Below are 21714 nucleotides of genomic sequence, written 5' to 3'. Positions count from 1 at the left end.
TCGCTACGCTTATAGACTGCCCGCGGGCCGGTGCGCTGCGCCATGTCAGGTTCGCACCGAATCGCTGAACGCCCTCCAGCCCCACACTTTCCCGTTCGGCGCAGATCCGCAGTCGGCTCGCTCACGGACCGCCCGCCGGCCCGCGCGCCGCGCCACGCTACAATGTGTGCTGATTGTGTCGCGCGCTCCCGCGCGGCCCGCTTTAGCCTTCTTCATGACCACAAAGCCTTCTTCGCGTACTGCTTCCTCATCGGCTCGTCCGCGCGAATCACGTTTGTCGATGCTGCATCTCGCGCCCGAATCGCTCGGTTTCGCGCTCGACTGCGCGGGCCAGGCGGTCGGCGCCGTGCGTCTCGGCGCAGCCTTGCCGGCCGCGCTGCAATCCGTCTTCGTGTCCGCGCCCGAGGGCAGCGCCGCCGCCGCGCGTGGCGCGGTGCAGGACATCGCGTACCGCACCATGCGGCGTCTCGCGACCGCCGAGTGGCTGATCGCGAAGCTGGTGAAAAAGGCGCCTGCGCCGCACGTCGGCCATGTGCTCGCCTGCTCGCTGGCCCTGCTCGTCGACGACGAAGCGAACGCTGCCTACGCGCCGTTCACGGTGGTCGATCAGGCGGTGAACGCGATCGGCGCACGTCGTGAATTCGCCTTTGCGAAGGGCCTCGTCAACGCCGTCCTGCGCAATTTTCTGCGCGAGCGCGAAACGCTGTTGAACGCCGCACAGGCCGATGAAGTGGCGTGCTGGAACTACCCGGCATGGTGGATCGACGCGGTCAAACGCGCGTGGCCCGACGCATGGCAGTCGGTGCTCGCCGCCGGCAACACGCAAGGCCCGCTGACGCTGCGGGTGAACGCGCGTCACTCGACAGTCGACGCCTATCTGCAAGTGCTGCAAAACCATCATATTGCCGCGAGCAAGGCCGGCGACTACGCCGTCAAGCTCGTCACGCCGATGCCGGTCGACCGCATTCCGGGTTTCAACGACGGCGTCGTCTCGGTGCAGGACGCCGGCGCGCAACTCGCCGCACAACTGCTCGGCGTGCGCGACGGCATGCGCGTGCTCGACGCCTGCGCGGCGCCCGGCGGCAAGACCGGACATCTGCTCGAACTCGCCAAACTCCAGCTCGTCGCGCTCGAAAGCGATGCGTCGCGCGCGCGCCGTATCGGTGAAAATCTGCAGCGCCTCAAGCTCGAAGCGGAAGTGCGGATCGGCGACGCGGGCGCGCCGGCGAAATGGCACGACGACATCGACCAGCCGTTCGACCGCATTCTGGCCGACGTGCCGTGCTCGGCGTCGGGCATCGTGCGGCGCCATCCGGATATCCGCTGGCTGCGCCGCGCGTCGGACATTCCCGCGCTGGTCGCCGAGCAGCGCCGCATTCTCGACGCCCTGTGGCCGCTCGTGAAGCCAGGCGGCGAGTTGCTCTACGTTACGTGTTCGATCTTTCCGGAAGAAGGCGAGTTGCAGGCGCAGTGGTTTGGAAACAAGTATCAGGATGCGGTACGATTGGACGCGCCGGGGCAACTGTTGCCTTCAGTCGCTCGCGCGCCCGCCGACACATCGGCCGGTTCTCATGCCGGACAGCCCGCTGAAGACAGCGCCGGCGCGAACTCAGACCACGACGGATTTTTCTACGCGCGCTTTCAGAAACGGTGACCATCAAACGCTTCTTCCCGCTTCGGCTCGCTGCCGTGCTCTGGATCGCGCTGGCCGTATGGCTGGCGGTGCCGGGCGTGGCGCACGCTGACTCGATCGCGGTCCAGCGTGCGTCGCTGCAATCCGACAACACCGGCTGGAATCTCGACGCGCGTTTCGACTTCGATCTGAACAGCAACCTCGAAGACGCGGTCAATAAAGGTATTCCGCTTTATTTCACGACCGACTTCGAACTGAGCCGGCCGCGCTGGTACTGGTTCGACGAGCAGCCGGTGAGCGTGTCGCAAAGCATTCGCCTGTCGTTCCAGCCGCTCACGCGCGAATATCGCGTGTCGAGCGTGTCGTCCGGCGGTTTGCAACTCGGCTTCACTACGCTCAAGGATGCGCTCGCAGTGATCAAGCACATCACGTCGTGGCACGTGATCGACCGGAGTGAAGTGCGTGTCGGCGAGACTTATAACGCGTCGGTGCGTATGCAACTCGACATCGCGCTGATGCCCAAGCCGTTCCAGATCGACGCGGTGAACAACCGCGACTGGAACCTCGCGTCCGAATGGAAGCGCTTTACCTTCACGGTGACCGAACGTGCTAAATAAAGTGCGCTCCGCTACCAGTGTCAGCAGCATCGTCGTGCGCGTGCTGGTGTCGACGGTCGCCGTCACGGCCGTGTTGCTGCTCGTGCTGCTGGCCGCGGCCAGCGCGAACACCGAATTCTTCGACCGCTATTACCAGTGGCTCTACGCGGCCAACCTCGTGGTCGCGATGATCTTTTTGCTGGTGGTGGCGACGCTCGTCATCATCATCATCGCGCGGCTGAGGAAGGGTAAGTTCGGCACGCGGTTATTGGCCAAACTTGCGTTCTTCATGGCGCTGGTCGGCGTGGTGCCAGGCGGGATCATCTACGTCGTGTCGTATCAGTTCGTGTCGCGCAGTATCGAGTCGTGGTTCGATGTGAACGTCGAAACAGCGCTCACGTCCGGCTTGAATCTCGGGCGCGGCATGCTGGACGCGTCACTGTCCGATCTGCAGACCAAGGGCCGGTTGATGTCGGAACAGTTGGCGAGCGCGGATGCCGCCGGCACCACGCTCACGCTGCTGCGTCTGCGCGATCAGTTCGGCGTGCAGGATGCGACGATCGTCGAACCCACGCGCAGCATGTCCGGTGCGACGCCCGAAATGCACGTGGTCGCGCAGGCATCGGGCAACTACGCGACGCTTGTGCCGAACGATTTGCCCACGCCGTTGATGATCGATCAGGCGCGCGGCCGCGGCTATGCGGCGATCGAAGGCGAAGTGGACGGCGATCCTCACGCGCATGGCAGCAAGGGCGTGTTGCGGCTGCGCGTGGTGCAACGCATCCCCGATTCGAACGCCTCGCTGCTGCAGCCCACCGAACGCTTCCTGCAACTCACGCAGCCGGTGTCGCCCACGCTCGCACGTAATGCCGACGCGGTGCAGCGCGCCTATCGCGAGTACCAGGAGAAGGCGCTCGGCCGCACGGGTCTGCGCAAGATGTATATCGGCACGCTGACGCTCGCGCTGTTCCTCGCCACCTTCATCGCAATGATGCTGGCGCTCGCGCTCGGCAACCAGCTCGCGCGGCCGTTGTTCCTGCTGGCGCAAGGCACCAAGGAAATCACGGAAGGCGATTACACGCCGAAGCGCGAAATCAAATCGCGCGACGAACTGGGCTTTCTCACGCAGTCGTTCAACGCGATGACGCGGCAGTTGTCCGAAGCGCGCGCGGCGGTCGAGAACAATCGCATTGCGCTCGAACATTCGAAGGCGTATCTGGAAAGCATTCTCGCGAACCTGACCGCCGGGGTGTTCGTGTTCGACCGGCAGTTCAGGCTGACCACCGCGAATCGCGGCGCCGAGCGGATTTTCCGTCAGCCGTTCCAGGCGGTGATGGGTTCGGCGCTGGATCAGATCGGCGTGCTGAGCGAATTCGGCGGTATGGTCCGTAAAGCGTTTGCCGATCGCGAAGCCGCGAGCGGCGATGGTCACGACGATCGCGGCCACTGGCAGCAGCAGTTCTCGGTGCAGGTGCCGGGCGAAACCGAGCCGCTCACCTTGCTCGTGCGCGGCGCGCGGCTCGTCTCCGCGACGGACCGCGATGCGGAAGACATGCAGACCTCCGGCTACGTCGTGGTGTTCGACGATATCTCGGACGTGATCTCCGCGCAGCGTTCGATCGCGTGGGGTGAAGTCGCGCGGCGGCTCGCACACGAGATCAAGAATCCGCTCACGCCGATCCAGCTCTCGGCCGAACGTTTGCAGATGAAGCTCGCCGACAAGCTGTCGCCATCCGATGCCGACGTGTTGAAGCGCGGCGCGACCACGATCGTGAACCAGGTCGCCGCGATGAAGCAGATGGTCGACAACTTCCGCGACTACGCGCGTACGCCGCCAGCGGTGCTCGCGCATTTGCAACTGAACGATCTGGTCAGCGAAGTGCTCACGCTGTACGGTATCGAAGAGGGCAAGGGCGCTATTCAAGTGGAGCTCGCTGCGTTGCCGGCGATCCGTGGCGACGCGACGCAATTGCGTCAGGTGATTCACAACCTGCTGCAGAACGCGCAGGATGCGGTTGCGGACCTCGAGCATCCACATGTGTTGCTCGAGACGAGGACAGTAGAATACGGAGACCCCGACGCGGAAGGCAAAGTACACGTCGCGGTGCGTCTGACGGTGTCGGATAACGGAGCGGGCTTTCCCGCGCGTATCCTCACACGTGCATTCGAGCCTTACGTGACGACCAAGGCCAAAGGTACGGGCCTGGGTCTTGCGATGGTCAAGAAGATCGTCGATGAACACGGCGCGCGCATCGACATCCGCAATCGTATGAAAGCGGGCGATGTCATCGAAGGCGCGCAGATTTCGATTCTCTTCCTTCAACTGGCAGACGATGCCGCGGCACCCGGAACAGGGCCGCGTCCGGCGCACGGCGGTGCGTCGCAGGGAAAGACAAAAGCAACAGTGCAGACAAAGGCAGCGTAAATGGCAACCATCCTGGTGGTAGATGATGAAATGGGCATCCGGGAATTGCTCTCGGAGATCCTGAGCGACGAAGGGCATGTCGTGGAGGCCGCGGAAAACGCGCAGGAAGCGCGCGAGTTCCGTTTGCGCCAGGCGCCTGACCTGGTGCTGCTCGACATCTGGATGCCCGACACCGACGGCGTGACCTTGCTCAAGGAATGGGCCGCGCAAGGGCAGCTGACCATGCCGGTAATCATGATGTCCGGGCACGCGACCATCGACACGGCGGTCGAAGCAACCAAGATCGGCGCACTCAATTTCCTCGAGAAGCCGATTGCGTTGCAGAAGCTGCTGAAGGCCGTCGAGCAGGGGCTCGCGCGCGGAACTGCGGTGGGTGCGCCCGGCGGCGCGGCAGCCAAGCCGGTGTTGCCGGTGAGTGCCTCGGCCGTGGCTTCGGCGGCGGCCTTGCCGATGCTTTCGACCGATGGCATGGGCAGCGGCGCGCTGGCTGCGCAAACGGCCTCGATCTCGTTCGATATTCCGCTGCGCGACGCACGCGATGCGTTCGAGCGCGCGTACTTCGAATATCACCTCGCGCGTGAGAACGGCAGCATGACGCGCGTGGCGGAGAAGACCGGGTTGGAGCGCACGCACTTGTATCGCAAGCTCAAGCAGCTCGGCGTCGATCTCGGCAAAAACAAGGGCGAGTGAAGGTGAGTACCAAGCAGAAGTGAAGCCGGCGTTCCGCACGCGGTTGTCACTTCCGCAGATTTTTTCGACGAGGGGCTTGCCCTGCTGCTGACCCTTTGATATTATTTCGTTCTTCGTTGGCCCGGTAGCTCAGTTGGTAGAGCAGCGGATTGAAAATCCGCGTGTCGATGGTTCGATTCCGTCCCAGGCCACCAGGATTCAGCCCCAGGAAATCGCAAGATTCCTGGGGCTTTTCCTTTTTGTGCCCCTATTGTGACGGGCGTGACGGGCATCCGTTGCTTCGGTTTTCGCGCGCCACGCGGCAGGTCGCGCTCGGCGGCATTCGGCGTCGCGTGATAAAATCGCGCCAGTTCAAGGACTTGCACGTGAGTGCGTCGCCTGAGTGCCGCGTGGCAACGCCGCCACCAGCACTGAACCCTTCGCCCGACGATTAACGGTATAAGCGCCCAGCGACTCTGCATGCGGAAGGCGCGGCCTATACTGCTTTGGGCCGGCAGCAGTGCCGGCACGCGTCGCGCCGCGTTGCTTGCATGGCGCACCTCGCGCAGCGCGACGTGGCACTCTTCATTCACGGAGTTTCACGGTGATCCGCAACGACGCTAAACGTAGCGCTCTGGTGCTGTTTTCCGGCGGCCAGGATTCCGCCACGTGCCTCGCCTGGGCGCTCGAACGTTATGAAACGGTTGAGACGCTGGGCTTCGATTACGGTCAGCGGCACCGCGTCGAACTGGAATGCCGCGAGGGGTTTCGCAACGCCGTCGCGCGCGCATTTCCCGCGTGGGCCGACCGCCTCGGCGACGACCATATGATCGATCTGTCGGTGCTCGGCGCGATCAGCGATACCGCCATGACGCGCGAGATCGAGATCGAAGCCACGGCCAACGGTTTGCCGAATACGTTCGTGCCGGGCCGCAATCTGATGTTCATGACCATCGCGGCGGCGATTGCATATCGGCGTGGTTTGCAGGTGCTGGTCGGCGGCATGTGCGAGACGGATTTCTCGGGCTATCCCGATTGCCGCGACGACACGATGAAGGCGTTGCAGGTCGCGCTGAACCTCGGCATGGACACGCGCATCCTGCTCGAGACACCGTTGATGTGGCTCGATAAAGCCGATACGTGGCGCCTTGCGCACGAGCTCGGCGGCGACGAACTGGTCGAGCTGGTGCGTGTCGAGACGCATACTTGCTATGTCGGCGAACGCGCCGAATTGCATGCATGGGGCTTCGGTTGTGGCGAGTGCCCGGCGTGCCGCTTGCGCAAGCGCGGCTACGAAGCGTATCTCTCGGGTGAGAAGGTCACCGAGGCGCCGGTCTGATGACGCTCGGCGCAGCAGCGCAACTCAGGCAATAATTTTCAGGAACACAGGGCAGAAAGCAGCATGACTTACGCGGTCAAGGAAATCTTCTACACGTTGCAGGGCGAGGGCGCGAATGCCGGGCGTCCGGCTGTCTTCTGCCGGTTCGCCGGCTGCAATCTGTGGTCGGGCCGCGAAGAAGATCGTGCCGAGGCGGTGTGCCGCTTCTGCGATACCGATTTCGTCGGCACCGACGGCGAGAACGGCGGCAAGTACCGCACGGCTGACGATCTGGTGCAGATGATCGCGTCGCAATGGCCGGCAGGCGAGGGCGAGCGTTTCGTGGTGTGCACGGGCGGCGAGCCGATGCTGCAGATCGACCCGCCGTTGGTCGACGCGCTGCATGCCGCCGGCTTCGAAATCGCCATCGAAACCAACGGCTCGCTGCCGGTGCTCGAGACGATCGACTGGATCTGCGTGAGCCCGAAGGCCGACGCGCCGCTCGTCGTGACCAAGGGCAACGAATTGAAGGTCGTGATTCCGCAGGACAACCAGCGTTTGTCCGAGTATGCGAAGCTCGACTTCGAGTATTTCCTCGTCCAGCCCATGGACGGTCCGTCGCGCGACATCAACACCAAGCTCGCGATCGACTGGTGCAAACGCCATCCGCAATGGCGCCTGTCGATGCAGACCCACAAGTATCTGAACATTCCCTGATTTGCCGTGCTGACGATTACACGAAAACTCGAATTCGACGCGGGTCACCGCATTCCTGATCACCGCAGCCAGTGCCGTAATCTGCACGGTCATCGCTATGTGCTCGAAATCACGCTGCAAGGCGATCTGGTCGACACCGAAGGCGCGCCCGATCGCGGCATGGTGATGGACTTCGCCGATGTGAAGTCGCTCGCCGTCGAGCATCTCGTCGACAAGTGGGACCATGCGTTTCTCGTCTATGAAGGCGACACGCAGGTGCGCGGTTTCCTGGAAACGATGGCCGGCCACAAGACAGTCGTGCTCGATCGCATTCCTACCGTCGAAAATCTTGCCGCTGTCGCGTTCGACATTCTCGCGAATGTCTACGACGCGCACTACGGCGTAAATCTGCGTCTGCACAAGCTGCGCCTGTACGAGACGCCGAATTGTTGGGCCGACGTGGTCCGCGACTAAATCCGGCGCCGCCTCGTCCCCCGAAGGAAGACTCCGCGGGGGAACGCCAACCCCCGCGTTATTGTCACGGTATGATCGCTCCGACAACCACACGGAGCGAGACATGCCGGTCACCGCATTGCGTCGCAGCAAGCAGCCGGGCCGCCACGGCCCGCGCGCTCATCTGGCCCACGAGGCCAGCATGCTTACCCGCAGTTCAGGCCAAGCGCCGCTTCATCGTCACGGAGCGCGGCGATGAGCACCTTCACCAATCCCCTCAAGTTACGCCTTAAAGAAACCGATCCGCTGTTCGGACTATGGCTCTCGCTCGGCAGCGACGCCGCCGCCGAAGCGCTCGCGCACGCCGGTTACGACTGGCTGCTGATCGACATGGAGCACTCGCCGAACGATAGCGGCGACGTCGCCTCGCAATTGCGCGCGATCGCTGCCGCGCATCTGCCGAGCGAGCCGGTGGTGCGCGTGCCGTCCAGCGAGGCGTGGCTCGTCAAGCGCGTGCTGGATGCCGGCGCGCGCACGCTGATGTTCCCGAATATCGAATCCGCGGACGAGGCGGCACGTGCCGTGCGTCTCACGCAATATCCGACCGCCGGAGCGCTCGATGGTGAGCGCGGCGTCGCCGGCGCGGTGCGAGCCGCGGGGTACGGCATGCGGCGCGACTACGTGCAGACGGCCAACGCGCAGATCGCGATCATCGTGCAGATCGAGTCGGCGCGCGGCTTGCAGGAGGTGGAAAAGATCGCGGCGACGCCGGGCGTCGATTGCCTGTTCGTCGGACCGGCCGACCTCGCCGCGAGCCTCGGTCATCTCGGCGATTCGAAGCACGCCGACGTGCAGGCCGCGATGGCGCGCATCGTCAGCGCCGCGGACAAGGCGGGCATTGCCGCCGGTATTTTTGCCATGGACGTCGCGGGTGCCAAGCAGCATCGCGATGCCGGTTTTCGTTTCATCGCTCTGGCCGCGGACGTCATGTGGATGTTGCGCGCGACTCGCCAGGCGCTGCAGGAGGTGAGGTCATGAAGGGGATGGTGCAGTGCGTCGTGGTGCGTCTGGCAGTCACAGCGGCATTGATGGCGAATGTGGCGGCCTATGCGCAAGACAGCCGCGTCGCGAAGTCGAACGACCCGGAGACGCAAACCGCGGTCGCCGACTACAACGCCGGCAATCTGGGCGCAGCGCTTGCCGAGTTCCGCAAGGCCGCCGAGCGCGGCAGCCGGCTCGCCGAGTTCAACTACGCGATGATGCTGCTCAACGGCGAAGGCGCGCCCGCGAATATCGATGAAGGCAAGAAATGGCTGCGTAAGGCCGCCGACGCCAACATGTCGCATGCGCAGTACGTGTACGGCAAGATGTACGACGATGGCGAGTTCGTCGGGCGCGATCCGGTCGAGGCGCACCGCTGGTTCCTGAAGGCGGCGCAGCAAGGGCACGTGCAGGCGGAGTTGGCGCTGGCCAATCAGTTCCTCGATGGACGCGGCACCGAGCGCGACAACAAGCAGGCGTTCGTCTGGTACAAGAAAGCGGCGGAGGGCGGCGACATGACCGCGCAGTACGTAGCGGGTTCGTTCTACGAGCGAGGCGGCGACGGCGTGGAGAAGAATCTCAACGTGGCGCGCGCTTATTACGCGGCCGCGGCGGCGCAGGGCGATCCGGCGGCGCGGCTCAAGTATCAGCAACTCAGCGCGCAGTTGCGGGATCAGAAGGAAGTGAAGCCGCAGTAAACCCGAGGCGGCTGATTACGCCGCTGAATACAAAAAGGGGCGCTCCGTGTGTGAAGAGCGCCCCTTTTGCTTGTGGTGTTGTCGGTGCCGTGCGCGGCTTCGCGGCGCTAACTCTGCATCAACCGTTTCTGCCGCGCGACGCTCATGATCAGGCCGATGGCCACCCCCAACGTCGTCAGTGCAGTACCGCCGTAACTCATGAACGGCAACGGTACGCCGACCACCGGCAAGATGCCGCTCACCATGCCGATATTCACGAACGCGTAGGTGAAGAACGCCATCGTCAACGAGCCGGCCAGCAAGCGTCCAAACAGCGTCGCGCCATTCGCCGCGATATACAGCCCGCGCGCGATCAGCAGCATGTATAGCGTGAGCAATACGATGCCGCCCGCCAGCCCGAACTCTTCGGAGAACACCGCGAAAATGAAGTCGGTGTGCTTCTCGGGGATGAACTCCAGATGCGCCTGCGTGCCCTTCAGCCAGCCTTTGCCAAGCGGACCACCGGAGCCGATCGCGATGACCGCCTGAATCGTGTGGAAGCCTTTTCCGAGCGGATCGGAGGTCGGATCGAGCAGCGTGCAGATGCGGTGCTTCTGGTAGTCGTGCATCAACGGCCATTGCACTTGCGGCTGACAGATCTTGTCCTGAAACGCCGCGATCGAAGCGACCGCGATCACGCCTGCAATCAGCACCGGCACGATCAACTTGAAACTCAGGCCCGCGAAGTAAATCACGAAGAGGCCGGCCGCGAACACCAGCACGGCGGTACCGAGGTCGGGCTGCTTGGCGATCAGGCCGACCGGCACGGCGAGGATCAACAGACCGACCAGGAAGTCGTACCAGCGCATCACGCCTTCGCGCCGCTGGTAGTACCACGCGAGCATCAGCGGAGTGGCGATCTTCAGGATTTCCGACGGCTGGATCACCACGCCGACATTGATCCAACGCTTCGCGCCCTTGCGCGTGAGGCCGAATAGCGCCACCGCGACCAGCAGCGCGATCCCGAATGTATAGAGTGGAACCGCGAAGCGCATCAGCGTGGTGGGTGGCACATTGGCGAGCGCCCACATCAGCACGAACGTCAGCATGATGTTGCGCAACTGGTCTTCCACGCGGCCGGGAACATCGAGACTCGCGCTGTACAGCGTGACGATGCCGACGCACAACAGCAGGAACACGATAAGTGCGAGCGGACGGTCGAAGCCCGCGAACATCCGCTTGATGCGGTCGAGCCAGGCGCGCTTGTCGAATTGCATGCCTTTCTCCTTACTCGTCGATGCCGCCGGAAACCGGCTGGCGTGGCGACGTGGCCTGAATGCCGTCATCGCGCGACGGAGCGGCGGCAGTCGGCGCCGGCGCGCTGGCCGGACGGGGTTTGTGCGGGACGCCGGATTTACGCGACGCTGGATTCTTTGCGGCGGTGGACGTCGATGCGGCCACCGGCGCCGACGCAGCAGCCGGCGCGGAGGCAAGCGCTGCCGCGGATGCGGCTTTCGCGGCCGCCGCAGCGGAGGCCGCTGCTGCCGCCGAAGCCGCGCCGGGAATCGGCAGGGCCGTGAAGCCCGCCGCGACCTTGACCGGCTGAACTCCGTCTTGCGGCGGCAACGGTGCGCCGCCGACTTCGGGCGCGGACGCATCCTCGGTCGCCGACGCCGCTGCCTCGATGGCCGCCGCCTGAGCGCCCGGCTTGTTCTTGCCGACGAGATAGTAATCGAGCACCTTGCGCGCGATCGGGCCCGCCGATTCCGCACCCCAGCCGCCGTTTTCGACGATCAGCGCGAGCGCGATTTTCGGTTGCTCGGCCGGTGCGAACGCGATGAAGAGCGCGTGGTCGCGCAAATGCTCAGCGATGGCGTGGCCCTTGTAGTTCGCGCCTTGCAGCGAGTAGACCTGCGCCGTCCCCGTCTTGCCGGCGGCCTGGTATTGCGCGCCGATGAACAGCTTCGACGCCGTGCCGTTGGTCACGACGCCTTCCATCGCGCGCTTGATGATGTCGATGTCCGATTGCTTCACAGCGATCTTGTCGCTTGGGTCGCGCACGACCGGGCGCGTGTCTTTCGTAATCGGATTTTCGATGTCGCGCACGAGGTGCGGCTTCATCACGACGCCGTTGTTCGCGAGCGTGGCCGTAGCGTGAGCGAGCTGGAGAATGGTGAACGAGTTGTAGCCCTGGCCGATGCCCAGACTGATCGTTTCGCCTTCATACCAGCGCTGCTGTTCGGGTTTTCGGTACGCCTTGCGCTTCCATTCCGTGGAAGGCAGGATGCCGCGCGCCTCGCCCGAAATGTCGATGCCGGTGATCTGGCCGAAGCCCCACGGCTTCATGAAGTTGGCGATATTGTTGACGCCGAGGTCGTGCGCGAGCATGTAGAAATACGTGTCGTTCGACACCACGATCGCGCGGTTCATGTCGACCCAGCCCTGGCCCGAACGCACGTCGTTGCGGAACGTGTGGCCGCCGAAGGTGTACGAACCCGGATCCTGAAAGCCCCAGCCCGGCGTGCGCTTATGCAGCGTGAGCGCGGCGAGCGCCATGAACGGTTTGTAGGTCGAGCCCGGCGGATAGGTGCCGTGCAGCGGCCGGTTGAGCAGCGGGTGATCGGGCGAGTTGTTGAGATCGTCCCAGGTCTGCTGGTCGATGCCGTCGACGAACGAATTCGGATCGAAGCTCGGCGCGGACACGAACGCGAGCACGTCGCCCGTGGATGGTTCGATTGCAACCAGCGCGCCGCGACGGCCCGCGAATGCCTGCTCGGCGACCTGCTGCAGCCCGATATCCAATGACAGCACGAGGTTGTTCCCAGGCGTTGCCTGAGTGCGCGACAACGTGCGCACCGGACGGCCGCCGGCGGTCACTTCCACTTCCTCGAAACCGGTCTGGCCGTGCAACTCGGTCTCATAGCTCTGCTCGACGCCGATCTTGCCGATGTAATCGGTGCCCTTGTAGTTGTTCGCGTCCAGACGCGGATCATAGTGGTCCGGATCGCTGTCGTTCTGGTCGCTGGCGTCGTCGATACGATCCTGGTCGCGCTGCGAAATCCGGCCGATGTAGCCGATCACGTGCGCCGCGGTCGGGCCGAGCGGATATTGGCGGAACAGGCGCGCGCGCACTTCCACGCCGGGAAAACGGAAACGCTGCGCGGTGAAACGCGCGACTTCGTCGTCGGTCAGGCGGGTGCGGATCGGCAGGCTCTCGAAGTTCTTCGAATCTTCCTGCAGTTTCTTGAAGCGGCGGCGGTCGCGCGCGTCGATCGAGACGACCGTGGCCAGGTTGTCGATTACGTTTTCGAGCGAGTCGTTCAGTTTCGAGGGCGTCAGTTCAAGCGTGTAGGCCGAGTAGTTCTTGGCCAGCACGACGCCGTTACGATCGGTGATGATGCCGCGGTTCGGCACGATCGGCGCGACGGAGATGCGGTTTTCATCGGCTTGCAGCGAGTATTTGCTGTAGTGCCAGACCTGCAGGAACAGGAAGCGGAAGCCGATCAGCCCGAAGCAGACGAACACGAACAGGCCCGCCGCCGCGACGCGCAGGCGGAACTTCGAGAGCTGTTGCTGAGTGTCCTTGAATTCGGTCATGCGATTCTGCAAAAGGCCGGGTGACGGCCATCATGAGTGTGCGCCTTTTCCGGCCGGAACCGGAAGGCATGAACAGCGATGCGCGTCGAGCGGGCCGGCAAAGTGGGTTCCATCAGAACAGCCGGCGGGCTCGATGCGGGATCAAATTGGCCGGGTATCGTCCGGATCGGCCGGGCGGCGCTGCGGCATCAGCAGCAGCACGCTGGTGACCGGCCACAGCGCGGCTTCGACGAAGCCGTCGATCAGATAACCCCAACCCGGAAACGCCGCGCCCGTCAACAGACGGATCACGAACGGCACCAGTTGCGCGACGACTAGCAGCGGCATGACCGCGAAGGTCTGCACGCCGAGCGACATCCACAGCACGCGGCGGTGGATCGTGATCGCGCCGTACGACAACAATGTGTACGCCAGCGCGTGTTCTCCGAGCAGGCTGGCGTTATGCACGTCCATCAGCAAACCGAGCGAAAACGCGATGCCCATGCCGACTTTGCGCGGCTGGTGCACGTTCCAGAACAGCAGCACGAGCGCGACGAAGTCCGGCACGCCGAGGAGGCGTCCCCACGGCATCAGGTTCAGCAGGAACGCCGCGGCGAGGCTGAACGAGATGAAGTAGGGATTGACCGGCTGCAGAATGTATTGCGGACGGTTCATGGCTGGGCCCCTGGCTTGGCTGGCGGCTTCGCGTTCTTCTCAGCGGCCGGTTTCTTTTCCGGGGCGGACTTTTTCTCCGCGGCGGCCGGTTTGGCCGGCGCTTTTTCGACGGGCTTGGCGGCTGCAGGTTTCTCGGCGGCGGCGGGTTTTTCACCTGCTTTTGCCGGAGACTTGTCCACCGCAGCTTTGCCGTCTGCCGGTTTGCCGCCCTTTTTCGCTTTGGCGTCTTTCGCGGCCGTGGCTGCGTCGGGCTCTTCGGCCGGACGCGGCGGCACATTGTTCACGTAATGCAGCACCAGCAACTGGCGTGCGCCGCGCACCGGCGCGATCGGCAGGCAGATCACGCGCGCGAACGCCGTGTCGGCTTGTTTGTCGACGCGCACCACCTTGGCGACCGGCAGACCCGGCGGATACACGCCGTCGAGTCCGCTGGTGACGAGTTCATCGCCGGTTTGAATGTCGGCGCTGATCGGCACAAAGCGCAGATCGAGCGTGTCGCCCTTCGGCGTGCCATAAATCACGCTGCGCAGGCCGGTGCGCACGATCTGTACAGGCACCGCCTGATCCTTGTCCGTGAGCAGCGTCACCTCGGCTTGCAGCGGGAACACGCGCGTCACTTGCCCGATCACGCCGTCTTCATTGACGACCGGCGAACCGTTCTGGATGCCTTGCTGCGCACCGCGGCCGATCACGACCTTCTGCGTAAACGGATCGCGCGTGTCGTACTGGATCTCGGCGGGCAGCGATTCCGTGGTGGAGCGCTGCGACAGTTGCAGCAGCGCGCGTAAATGCGCGTTCTCGGCAGCCAGTTCCGCGGCCGTATTGGCTTGCTGCGAAAGCTGCAGATCTTTGGTGCGCAGTTTGTCGTTTTCGCTGCGCAGCGTGGCGCTGGTCACGGCCAGGTCGGCGGCGCCCACGAACATGTCGCGCGGCACGAGCGCCGCGCGTTGCAACGGATAAAGACCCGCGCCGAGCACGCCACGCACGATTTCGAGCGTTTTGAAGCGTGCGTCGGAGATCAGCAGGGCGAGCGCCAGCACGACGAAAAACACGAGTCGTGCGAGAGCGGACGGTCCTTGCTTGAACAGGGGCGGCGGACTGTATTCCATGGTCGGCGCCGGGGGCGTGAGCGGTTGGGTGAGACGGCGGCGCGCGAGGGACGCGCGTTCAGCACGCGGAGGCTGGTAGGCCCAGCCAACGGCAAACCGGCCCGCAAGGGGCCGTTTGCCTGATCCGCGCTACTGACATGGAGACGGGCTCGCTTACTCGTACGAGAAGATGCTGCCCAGCTTGTCCATGCGTTCGAGCGCCATGCCCGAGCCGCGCACAACGCAGGTCAGCGGGTCTTCGGCGACGAGCACCGGCAGGCCGGTTTCTTCGGCGAGCAGGCGGTCCAGATCGCGCAGCAGTGCGCCACCGCCTGTGAGCATCATGCCGCGCTCGGCGATGTCCGCACCCAGTTCCGGCGGAGTCTGTTCAAGCGCGATCTTCACCGACGACACGATCTGGTTCAGCGGATCGGTGAGGGCTTCGAGAATTTCGTTGCTGGAGATGGTGAAGCTGCGCGGAATGCCTTCCGACAGATTGCGGCCCTTCACTTCCATTTCCTTGACTTCGGAACCCGGGAAGGCGGAACCGATTTCTTTCTTGATGGCTTCGGCGGTTTGCTCGCCGATCAGCATGCCGTAGTTGCGGCGGATGTAGTTGACGATGGCTTCGTCGAACTTGTCACCGCCCACGCGCACGGAGCCCTTGTACACGATGCCGCCGAGCGAGATCACGCCGACTTCGGTCGTGCCGCCGCCGATGTCGACGACCATCGAGCCGGTGGCTTCCGACACCGGCAGGCCGGCGCCGATCGCAGCGGCCATGGGTTCTTCAATGAGGTACACCTGCGAAGCGCCCGCACCGTGCGCGGCTTCCTTGATGGCGCGACGCTCGACCTGGGTCGAACCGCACGGCACGCAAATGATGATGCGCGGCGACGGCGAGAACATGCGCGATTCGTGAGCAGTTTTGATGAACTGCTTGATCATCTGCTCGGTGACGGTGAAGTCGGCGATCACGCCGTCTTTCATGGGGCGGATCGCCTCGATGTTGCCCGGCACCTTGCCGAGCATCTGCTTGGCTTCCTTGCCGACTGCCTGGATGGTTTTCTTACCGTTGGGACCGCCTTCCTGGCGGATCGAGACCACCGACGGTTCATCAAGTACGATGCCCTTGCCACGCATGTAAATGAGCGTGTTGGCCGTACCGAGGTCAATGGCCAGATCGTTGGAGAAGTAGCTGCGCAAAAAACCGAACATTCAAAATCCTGTCTCGCTGGAAGCCGGGCCTCGCAATGGTTGCGCAGGGCGGCAGCGGAAAAAATAACAGCTTCAACCGGGCGGAAGCGGCGCCACAGGAACTTGAAGCTGCGAGGGAGTCTACCGGAGGCCGGTGCAAAGCCAAGTCAGAAAAATCCGAACTATCTTTGGGAATTGTTCAGAAAGGCCTTGGTAAGTCGGTCCGGGTTTGGGTCGAACGCGTAATGATACCTTATAATTTTGGATGTTTTGAAGGAAACGGACGGCACTTTTTGCCTCCGCTGGCCCCTTTTTCGAGGTCTTCCTCCAGCGTCGTAACCCGCTGTCGCAGCGTTGTTTTTCCGTGCTGCGGCAGTCCACCACATTTTCCGGTGACTGCATGGCTCTGACCCTGACCGATGTAAAACGCATCGCGCATCTTGCGCGGCTCGAACTGGCCGACGCCGATGCTGAGCACACGCTTGTCCAGCTCAACGATTTTTTCGGCCTCGTCGAGCAGATGCAGGCGGTCGATACCACCGGCATCGCCCCGCTTGCCCATCCCATCGAGCAGATCGAAGACGTCGCGCTGCGTCTGCGTGACGACGCGGTGACCGAAACGGTCGAACGCGAAGCTTTCCAGCGCCCGGCGCCGGCTGTGCAGGAAGGCTTGTACCTCGTGCCGAAGGTGATCGAGTAAAACCCGCGCATCGAGCCGGGCGCGGCGCGCGAGCCGGCCTTCCGGCGATGTGCCACCAGCGGCATCTCGCCTCGTGGCTCCGGCGCTTGCATGACCGTTGTCTCCGGCTTCCTCGGCTCGGCTTGCCGGCGGGCAGCCGAACGCCTCCACGGCAGCGTGACTACGCTGCCGCGCTCTTCAGGATAAAACGCAATGCATGAAAAAAGTTTGACCGAACTGCGCGCCGCATTGACGGCCAAGGAATGCTCCGCAGTCGAACTGGCGCAGCTCTATCTGAAGCGGATCGACGCGGCCAACAGCCTGAATGCATTCATCCAGGTCGATCCCGAACTGACGCTCGCGCAGGCGAAAGCCGCGGACGCGCTGCTCCATACCGGCCACGCCGGCCCGCTGGTCGGCGTGCCGATCGCGCATAAGGACGTGTTCGTCACCAAGGGTTGGCGCTCCACCGCCGGCTCGAAAATGCTGTCGAACTACGAGAGCCCGTTCGACGCGACCGTGGTCGCGCGTCTGCAGAAGGCCGGCATGGTGTGCGTGGGCAAGACCAATATGGACGAGTTCGCGATGGGCTCGTCCAACGAGAATTCGTACTTTGGTCCCGTGCAGAATCCGTGGGATGTTAAGGCTGTGCCGGGCGGTTCGTCGGGCGGGTCGGCGGCGGCCGTGGCCGCGCGCCTCGCGCCTGCCGCTACCGGCACGGATACCGGCGGCTCGATCCGTCAGCCGGCGTCGTTCTCCGGCATCACCGGCATCAAGCCGACGTACGGCCGCGTGTCGCGTTACGGCATGATCGCGTTTGCCTCGTCGCTGGATCAGGGCGGTCCGATGGCGCAAAGCGCCGCCGATTGCGCGACGCTGCTCAACGCCATGGCCGGTTTCGACGAACGCGATTCGACCAGCCTCGTGCGCGACGACGAGGACTACACGCGCTACCTCGGCAAGCCGTGGAAAGAAGATAGCGCCGGCAAGCCGCTCGCCGGCTTGCGCATCGGCCTGCCGAAAGAGTATTTCGGCGCTGGTCTTGCCGACGACGTGCGCGCCTCGATCGACGCCGCGCTGAAGCAATACGAAGCGCTCGGCGCCACGCTGGTCGAAGTCTCGCTGCCGAAAACGGAGTTGTCGATTCCGGTGTACTACGTGATTGCGCCGGCTGAGGCTTCGTCGAACCTGTCGCGTTTCGATGGCGTGCGCTTCGGTCATCGCGCCGCGGAGTATCGCGATCTGCTCGACATGTACAAGAAGTCGCGCGCCGAAGGTTTCGGCCCGGAAGTGAAGCGCCGCATTCTGGTCGGCGCGTACGTGCTGTCGCACGGCTATTACGACGCGTACTACCTGCAGGCGCAGAAGATCCGCCGGATCATCGCGCAGGACTTCCAGGAAGCGTTCAAGCAGTGCGACGTGATCATGGGCCCGGTCGCGCCAACGGTTGCGTGGGACCTCGGCGCGAAGGGCGACGATCCGGTGCAGATGTATCTGGCCGACATCTACACGTTGTCGGTGAGCCTCGCCGGTTTGCCGGGCATGAGCGTGCCGTGCGGTTTCGGCGCGGGCGCGAATGCGCAGCGTCCGGTGGGTTTGCAGATCATCGGCAACTATTTCAATGAAGCCCGGATGCTGCAGGTGGCCGACGCGTTCCAGCGTGCGACCGACTGGCACCGCAAAGCACCGGCAGGAGTGTGAGCACCATGGCCAAGCAATGGGAAGTCGTGATCGGTCTGGAGACCCACACGCAACTGTCGACGCAATCGAAGATTTTTTCCGGTACCGCCACGCAATTCGGCGCCGCGCCGAACACGCAAGCCAGCCCGGTCGATCTGGCCTTGCCGGGCACGTTGCCGGTGATGAACCGCGGCGCTGTGGAGCGCGCGATCCAGTTCGGCCTCGCGATCGGCGCGACGGTAGCGCCGCGCAGCATCTTCGCGCGCAAGAATTATTTCTACCCTGATCTGCCGAAGGGCTATCAGATCAGCCAGTACGAAATCCCCGTCGTTCAGGGCGGCCAGGTGACGATTCAGGTTCCGGCCAACGAAAAGGCGGGCAAGGATGCGTACGAGAAGGTCGTCAACCTCACGCGCGCCCACCTCGAAGAAGACGCGGGCAAGTCGCTGCACGAAGACTTCGCGGGCATGACAGGCATCGATCTGAATCGCGCCGGCACGCCGTTGCTCGAAATCGTCACCGAGCCGGAAATGCGCAGCGCGGCAGAAGCGGTCGCCTACGCCAAGACGCTGCACACGCTCGTGACGTGGCTCGGCATCTGCGACGGCAACATGCAAGAAGGCTCGTTCCGTTGCGACGCCAACGTGTCGGTGCGTCCGGTCGGTCAGGCCGAATTCGGCACGCGCGCCGAGATCAAGAACCTGAACTCGTTCCGCTTCCTCGAAGAAGCGATCCAGTACGAAGTGCGCCGTCAGATCGAACTGATCGAAGACGGCGGCACGGTGGTGCAGGAAACGCGTCTGTACGATCCGGACAAGCGCGAAACGCGTTCTATGCGCAGCAAGGAAGACGCGCACGATTACCGCTATTTCCCCGATCCCGATCTGATGCCGCTCGTGATCGACGCGGCGTGGGTCGAGCGCGTGAAGAGCGAGATGCCGGAACTGCCGGTGGCGATTCAACAGCGCTTCGTGTCGCAATACGGTTTGACGCCGTACGACGCCAACGTGCTGACATCGAGCAAAGCCATGGCCGCGTACTACGAAGCGGTGGTGAGCAAAGTCGGGCCGGCCAACGCCAAGGCCGCGGCTAACTGGTTGATGGGCGAAGTGTCGTCGCAACTGAATCGCGAAGGTCTCGACTTTGCTGAGAGCCCGGTGTCGTCCGCACAACTCGCGTTGCTGCTGCAGCGTATCGCCGACGGCACGATCTCCAACAAGATCGCCAAGGAAATTTTCCTCTCGATCTGGGAAGAGAAGGCCACCGACGAAGCCGCCGCCGATCGCATCATCGAAGCGAAGGGGCTGAAGCAGATTTCGGATACCGGCGCACTCGAAGCGATCATCGACGAAGTGCTTGCCGCGAACCAGAAGTCGGTCGAAGAATTCCGCGCCGGCAAGGAAAAGGCGTTCAACGCGCTGATCGGCCAGGCAATGAAAGCGACCAAGGGCAAGGCCAATCCGGCGCAGGTGAACGAACTGCTGAAGAAGAAGCTGTCCAGTTGAAGCTGAACTAGAGAAGCACGGCTGAGGCGTCACGCTTCAGCCACCGCGGGCTGTTGCCGGAAACGAAAGTGGGGCAACGGCCCGTTTCATTTGCGGGTCTTTTTAAACGCAGATCACGGAGTGTGTGGATGGCCAAGCAACCCGAACTCGACGATTTCCGCGTGCCGTATTTCGACGACGGCAAGAAAAAAAGCAAATTCTCGCTGAGCGACTTCGACCCGGCCGCCAAGCCATTTTCGAGCGGTTCGAAAGACACCGACAGGGCGCGTCTGTCGGAGATCGGCGCGAAGCTCGACACCTTGCAGGAATGCTTGCACGCGCAGCAGACGCGCCGCGTATTGCTGGTGCTGCAGGGTATGGACACGAGCGGCAAGGACGGCACGATCCGCGCGGTGTTTCACGAAGTCGATCCGCTCGGCTTGCGCATCGTGCCGTTCAAGGCGCCGACGCCCGTCGAACTCGCGCACGACTTTCTTTGGCGCGTGCATTCGCAAGCGCCGGCCGCCGGCGAACTGACGATCTTCAACCGCAGTCACTACGAAGATCTGCTGGTGCCCACCGTGCTCGGCACTCTGGACGCGCAAGCGTTCGTGCAACGCTGCTGCCACATCCGCCAGTTCGAAGAGTTGCTGGCGTATAGCGGCACGGCCATCGTCAAATGCATGCTGCACATTTCGAAAGACGAGCAGCGTACGCGGCTGCAGGCGCGCATCGACGATCCGAGCAAACACTGGAAATTCGACGTCGCCGATCTCGAAGCGCGCAAGCAGTGGGACAAATATCAGGCGGTATATCAGGACGCGCTGGCCGCGACTTCGACGGAGTACGCGCCGTGGTATGTGATCCCGGCCGACTCGAAGACGCATCGTAATGTAATGGTCGCGGAGTTGCTGTTGCGCACGTTCGAAGCGCTCAAGCTCGAATATCCGCCCGCCAAAGAATCGCTGAAGGGCATCAAGGTCGAGTGACCGTGCCCTTTCGCTTCATCAACGAATCGAACATAAAAGGAACGACATGTTGCGTGTGATTACCGCGAACCTGAACGGCATCCGCTCAGCGGCGAAGAAAGGCTTTTTCGACTGGTTCGGCGAACAGAAGGCCGATGTGCTGTGCGTGCAGGAAATCAAATGCTCGCAGGACGACATGACGCCGGAATTCATGGCCCCGCACAATTTCACCGGCTATTTCCAGCACGCCGTGAAGAAGGGTTACAGCGGCGCGGGCGTGTACACGCGTCACGAACCGGACGAAGTGGTGATCGGTTTCGGCAGCGAGGAGTTCGACCCGGAAGGACGCTATGTCGAACTGCGTTTCGGCAAGCTGTCGGTGATTTCGGTGTATGTGCCGTCGGGTTCGAGCGGCGACGAACGCCAGCAGGCCAAATACCGTTTCATGGACGAGTTCATGCCGCATCTCGCGGAACTGTCTCAGGAGCGTGAAGTGATCGTGTGCGGCGACGTCAACATCGTCCACAAGGAAATCGACATCAAGAACTGGAAGAGCAACCAGAAGAACTCAGGTTGCCTGCCGGAAGAGCGTGCATGGCTCACCAAACTGTTCGATGAAGTGGGTTACGTCGACGTGTTCCGCACGCTCGACCAGCGGCCCGAACAGTACACGTGGTGGAGCAATCGCGGTCAGGCGTATGCGAAGAACGTCGGGTGGCGGATCGATTATCAGATCGCGACGCCGGGTATCGCGAGCAAGGCGAAACGCACCGACGTGTTCCGCGATATCAAGTTCAGCGACCACGCGCCGCTGACGGTGGATTACGACCACAAGGTCAAGAAGTAAGCACAACTCGCG

At 63.3% G+C, this 21714-nt stretch carries 19 protein-coding genes and 1 tRNA gene; 15 read left to right on the top strand and 5 right to left on the bottom strand.

Annotated elements, in window-relative coordinates; genetic code table 11:
• Positions 1–214 precede the first annotated feature (214 nt).
• The 10 genes from rsmB to B0G74_RS19455 all read left to right on the top strand — a co-directional run bounded on the left by rsmB (position 215) and on the right by B0G74_RS19455 (position 9529).
• Positions 215–1654, top strand: a complete 1440-nt coding sequence (gene rsmB / locus B0G74_RS19500; protein ID WP_132376419.1) for a 16S rRNA (cytosine(967)-C(5))-methyltransferase RsmB — start codon at positions 215–217, stop codon at positions 1652–1654.
• Positions 1651–2250, top strand: a complete 600-nt coding sequence (locus B0G74_RS19495) for a DUF4390 domain-containing protein (protein WP_132376418.1) — start codon at positions 1651–1653, stop codon at positions 2248–2250. The genes rsmB and B0G74_RS19495 overlap by 4 nt, the downstream gene beginning before the upstream one ends.
• Positions 2240–4654, top strand: coding sequence for a PAS domain-containing sensor histidine kinase (locus B0G74_RS19490; protein ID WP_132376417.1), 2415 nt, complete (start codon positions 2240–2242; stop codon positions 4652–4654). Before B0G74_RS19495 ends, B0G74_RS19490 begins: the two co-directional genes overlap by 11 nt.
• Positions 4655–5344: a response regulator transcription factor EsaR gene (esaR, locus tag B0G74_RS19485; protein WP_132376416.1), complete on the top strand. Its 690-nt coding sequence runs from the start codon at positions 4655–4657 to the stop codon at positions 5342–5344.
• A 118-nt stretch (positions 5345–5462) separates the two neighbouring features.
• A tRNA-Phe gene (locus tag B0G74_RS19480) sits at positions 5463–5538 on the top strand.
• Positions 5539–5927: 389 nt separating this feature from the next.
• Positions 5928–6662 (top strand): 7-cyano-7-deazaguanine synthase QueC, encoded by a 735-nt coding sequence (queC, locus tag B0G74_RS19475; protein ID WP_132376415.1) that lies wholly within the window; start codon positions 5928–5930, stop codon positions 6660–6662.
• Between the two features lie 63 nt (positions 6663–6725).
• Complete coding sequence (queE, locus tag B0G74_RS19470) at positions 6726–7358, top strand: 7-carboxy-7-deazaguanine synthase (protein WP_132376414.1); 633 nt, start codon at positions 6726–6728, stop codon at positions 7356–7358.
• 9 nt (positions 7359–7367) lie between these two features.
• Positions 7368–7811, top strand: a complete 444-nt coding sequence (queD, locus tag B0G74_RS19465) for a 6-carboxytetrahydropterin synthase QueD (protein ID WP_090518804.1) — start codon at positions 7368–7370, stop codon at positions 7809–7811.
• Positions 7812–8045: 234 nt separating this feature from the next.
• Positions 8046–8828 carry an aldolase/citrate lyase family protein gene (locus tag B0G74_RS19460; protein ID WP_132376413.1) on the top strand — a complete coding sequence of 261 codons (783 nt, stop codon included), beginning with the start codon at positions 8046–8048 and terminating at the stop codon, positions 8826–8828.
• 50 nt (positions 8829–8878) lie between these two features.
• Positions 8879–9529 (top strand): tetratricopeptide repeat protein, encoded by a 651-nt coding sequence (locus B0G74_RS19455; protein WP_243658272.1) that lies wholly within the window; start codon positions 8879–8881, stop codon positions 9527–9529.
• A 107-nt stretch (positions 9530–9636) separates the two neighbouring features.
• Here the strand turns inward: B0G74_RS19455 and rodA are convergent, their stop codons facing one another.
• From rodA to B0G74_RS19430, 5 genes are all read right to left on the bottom strand, one after another.
• A complete protein-coding gene (gene rodA / locus B0G74_RS19450) occupies positions 9637–10785 on the bottom strand; it encodes a rod shape-determining protein RodA (RefSeq protein ID WP_132376411.1) in 1149 nt (382 codons plus the stop codon).
• 10 nt (positions 10786–10795) lie between these two features.
• Entirely contained in the window at positions 10796–13105 is a 2310-nt protein-coding gene (mrdA, locus tag B0G74_RS19445; RefSeq protein ID WP_132376410.1) for a penicillin-binding protein 2, read from the bottom strand.
• A 141-nt stretch (positions 13106–13246) separates the two neighbouring features.
• A complete protein-coding gene (gene mreD / locus B0G74_RS19440; RefSeq protein ID WP_132376409.1) occupies positions 13247–13759 on the bottom strand; it encodes a rod shape-determining protein MreD in 513 nt (170 codons plus the stop codon).
• Positions 13756–14868, bottom strand: coding sequence for a rod shape-determining protein MreC (gene mreC, locus B0G74_RS19435; RefSeq protein WP_132376408.1), 1113 nt, complete (start codon positions 14866–14868; stop codon positions 13756–13758). The genes mreD and mreC overlap by 4 nt, the downstream gene beginning before the upstream one ends.
• Positions 14869–15021: 153 nt before the next feature.
• Positions 15022–16065 (bottom strand): rod shape-determining protein, encoded by a 1044-nt coding sequence (locus B0G74_RS19430; protein WP_004189550.1) that lies wholly within the window; start codon positions 16063–16065, stop codon positions 15022–15024.
• A gap of 379 nt (positions 16066–16444) precedes the next feature.
• Between B0G74_RS19430 and gatC the strand changes: the two genes are divergently transcribed.
• The 5 genes from gatC (at position 16445) to B0G74_RS19405 (ending at position 21702) form a co-directional block, all read left to right on the top strand.
• Positions 16445–16744 (top strand): Asp-tRNA(Asn)/Glu-tRNA(Gln) amidotransferase subunit GatC, encoded by a 300-nt coding sequence (gene gatC / locus B0G74_RS19425; RefSeq protein WP_132376407.1) that lies wholly within the window; start codon positions 16445–16447, stop codon positions 16742–16744.
• A gap of 192 nt (positions 16745–16936) precedes the next feature.
• Positions 16937–18424 carry an Asp-tRNA(Asn)/Glu-tRNA(Gln) amidotransferase subunit GatA gene (gene gatA / locus B0G74_RS19420; RefSeq protein ID WP_132376406.1) on the top strand — a complete coding sequence of 496 codons (1488 nt, stop codon included), beginning with the start codon at positions 16937–16939 and terminating at the stop codon, positions 18422–18424.
• Between the two features lie 5 nt (positions 18425–18429).
• On the top strand, positions 18430–19908 hold the full coding sequence (gene gatB, locus B0G74_RS19415) for an Asp-tRNA(Asn)/Glu-tRNA(Gln) amidotransferase subunit GatB (RefSeq protein WP_132376405.1): 1479 nt from the start codon (positions 18430–18432) through the stop codon (positions 19906–19908).
• Between the two features lie 128 nt (positions 19909–20036).
• Entirely contained in the window at positions 20037–20876 is an 840-nt protein-coding gene (locus B0G74_RS19410) for a PPK2 family polyphosphate kinase (protein ID WP_132376404.1), read from the top strand.
• Between the two features lie 46 nt (positions 20877–20922).
• Positions 20923–21702, top strand: a complete 780-nt coding sequence (locus tag B0G74_RS19405; RefSeq protein WP_012431400.1) for an exodeoxyribonuclease III — start codon at positions 20923–20925, stop codon at positions 21700–21702.
• Positions 21703–21714 lie beyond the last annotated feature (12 nt).

Origin of the sequence: Paraburkholderia sp. BL9I2N2, from assembly GCF_004339745.1 — a bacterium.
Taxonomy (GTDB): Bacteria; Pseudomonadota; Gammaproteobacteria; order Burkholderiales; family Burkholderiaceae; genus Paraburkholderia.
Note: the sequence above shows the minus strand (reverse complement) of the source record. Positions and strands in the feature narration are given on the sequence as shown.

Coding starts and splice junctions, on each gene's coding strand:
- B0G74_RS19460 (WP_132376413.1), top strand. CDS start 8,046: ATGAGCACCTTCACCAATCCCCTCAAGTTACGCCTTAAAGAAACCGAT.
- B0G74_RS19410 (WP_132376404.1), top strand. CDS start 20,037: ATGGCCAAGCAACCCGAACTCGACGATTTCCGCGTGCCGTATTTCGAC.
- rodA (WP_132376411.1), bottom strand. CDS start 10,785: ATGCAATTCGACAAGCGCGCCTGGCTCGACCGCATCAAGCGGATGTTC.
- B0G74_RS19405 (WP_012431400.1), top strand. CDS start 20,923: ATGTTGCGTGTGATTACCGCGAACCTGAACGGCATCCGCTCAGCGGCG.
- queE (WP_132376414.1), top strand. CDS start 6,726: ATGACTTACGCGGTCAAGGAAATCTTCTACACGTTGCAGGGCGAGGGC.
- gatB (WP_132376405.1), top strand. CDS start 18,430: ATGGCCAAGCAATGGGAAGTCGTGATCGGTCTGGAGACCCACACGCAA.
- mreC (WP_132376408.1), bottom strand. CDS start 14,868: ATGGAATACAGTCCGCCGCCCCTGTTCAAGCAAGGACCGTCCGCTCTC.
- rsmB (WP_132376419.1), top strand. CDS start 215: ATGACCACAAAGCCTTCTTCGCGTACTGCTTCCTCATCGGCTCGTCCG.
- mrdA (WP_132376410.1), bottom strand. CDS start 13,105: ATGACCGAATTCAAGGACACTCAGCAACAGCTCTCGAAGTTCCGCCTG.
- esaR (WP_132376416.1), top strand. CDS start 4,655: ATGGCAACCATCCTGGTGGTAGATGATGAAATGGGCATCCGGGAATTG.
- gatA (WP_132376406.1), top strand. CDS start 16,937: ATGCATGAAAAAAGTTTGACCGAACTGCGCGCCGCATTGACGGCCAAG.
- B0G74_RS19430 (WP_004189550.1), bottom strand. CDS start 16,065: ATGTTCGGTTTTTTGCGCAGCTACTTCTCCAACGATCTGGCCATTGAC.
- mreD (WP_132376409.1), bottom strand. CDS start 13,759: ATGAACCGTCCGCAATACATTCTGCAGCCGGTCAATCCCTACTTCATC.
- gatC (WP_132376407.1), top strand. CDS start 16,445: ATGGCTCTGACCCTGACCGATGTAAAACGCATCGCGCATCTTGCGCGG.
- B0G74_RS19455 (WP_243658272.1), top strand. CDS start 8,879: ATGGCGAATGTGGCGGCCTATGCGCAAGACAGCCGCGTCGCGAAGTCG.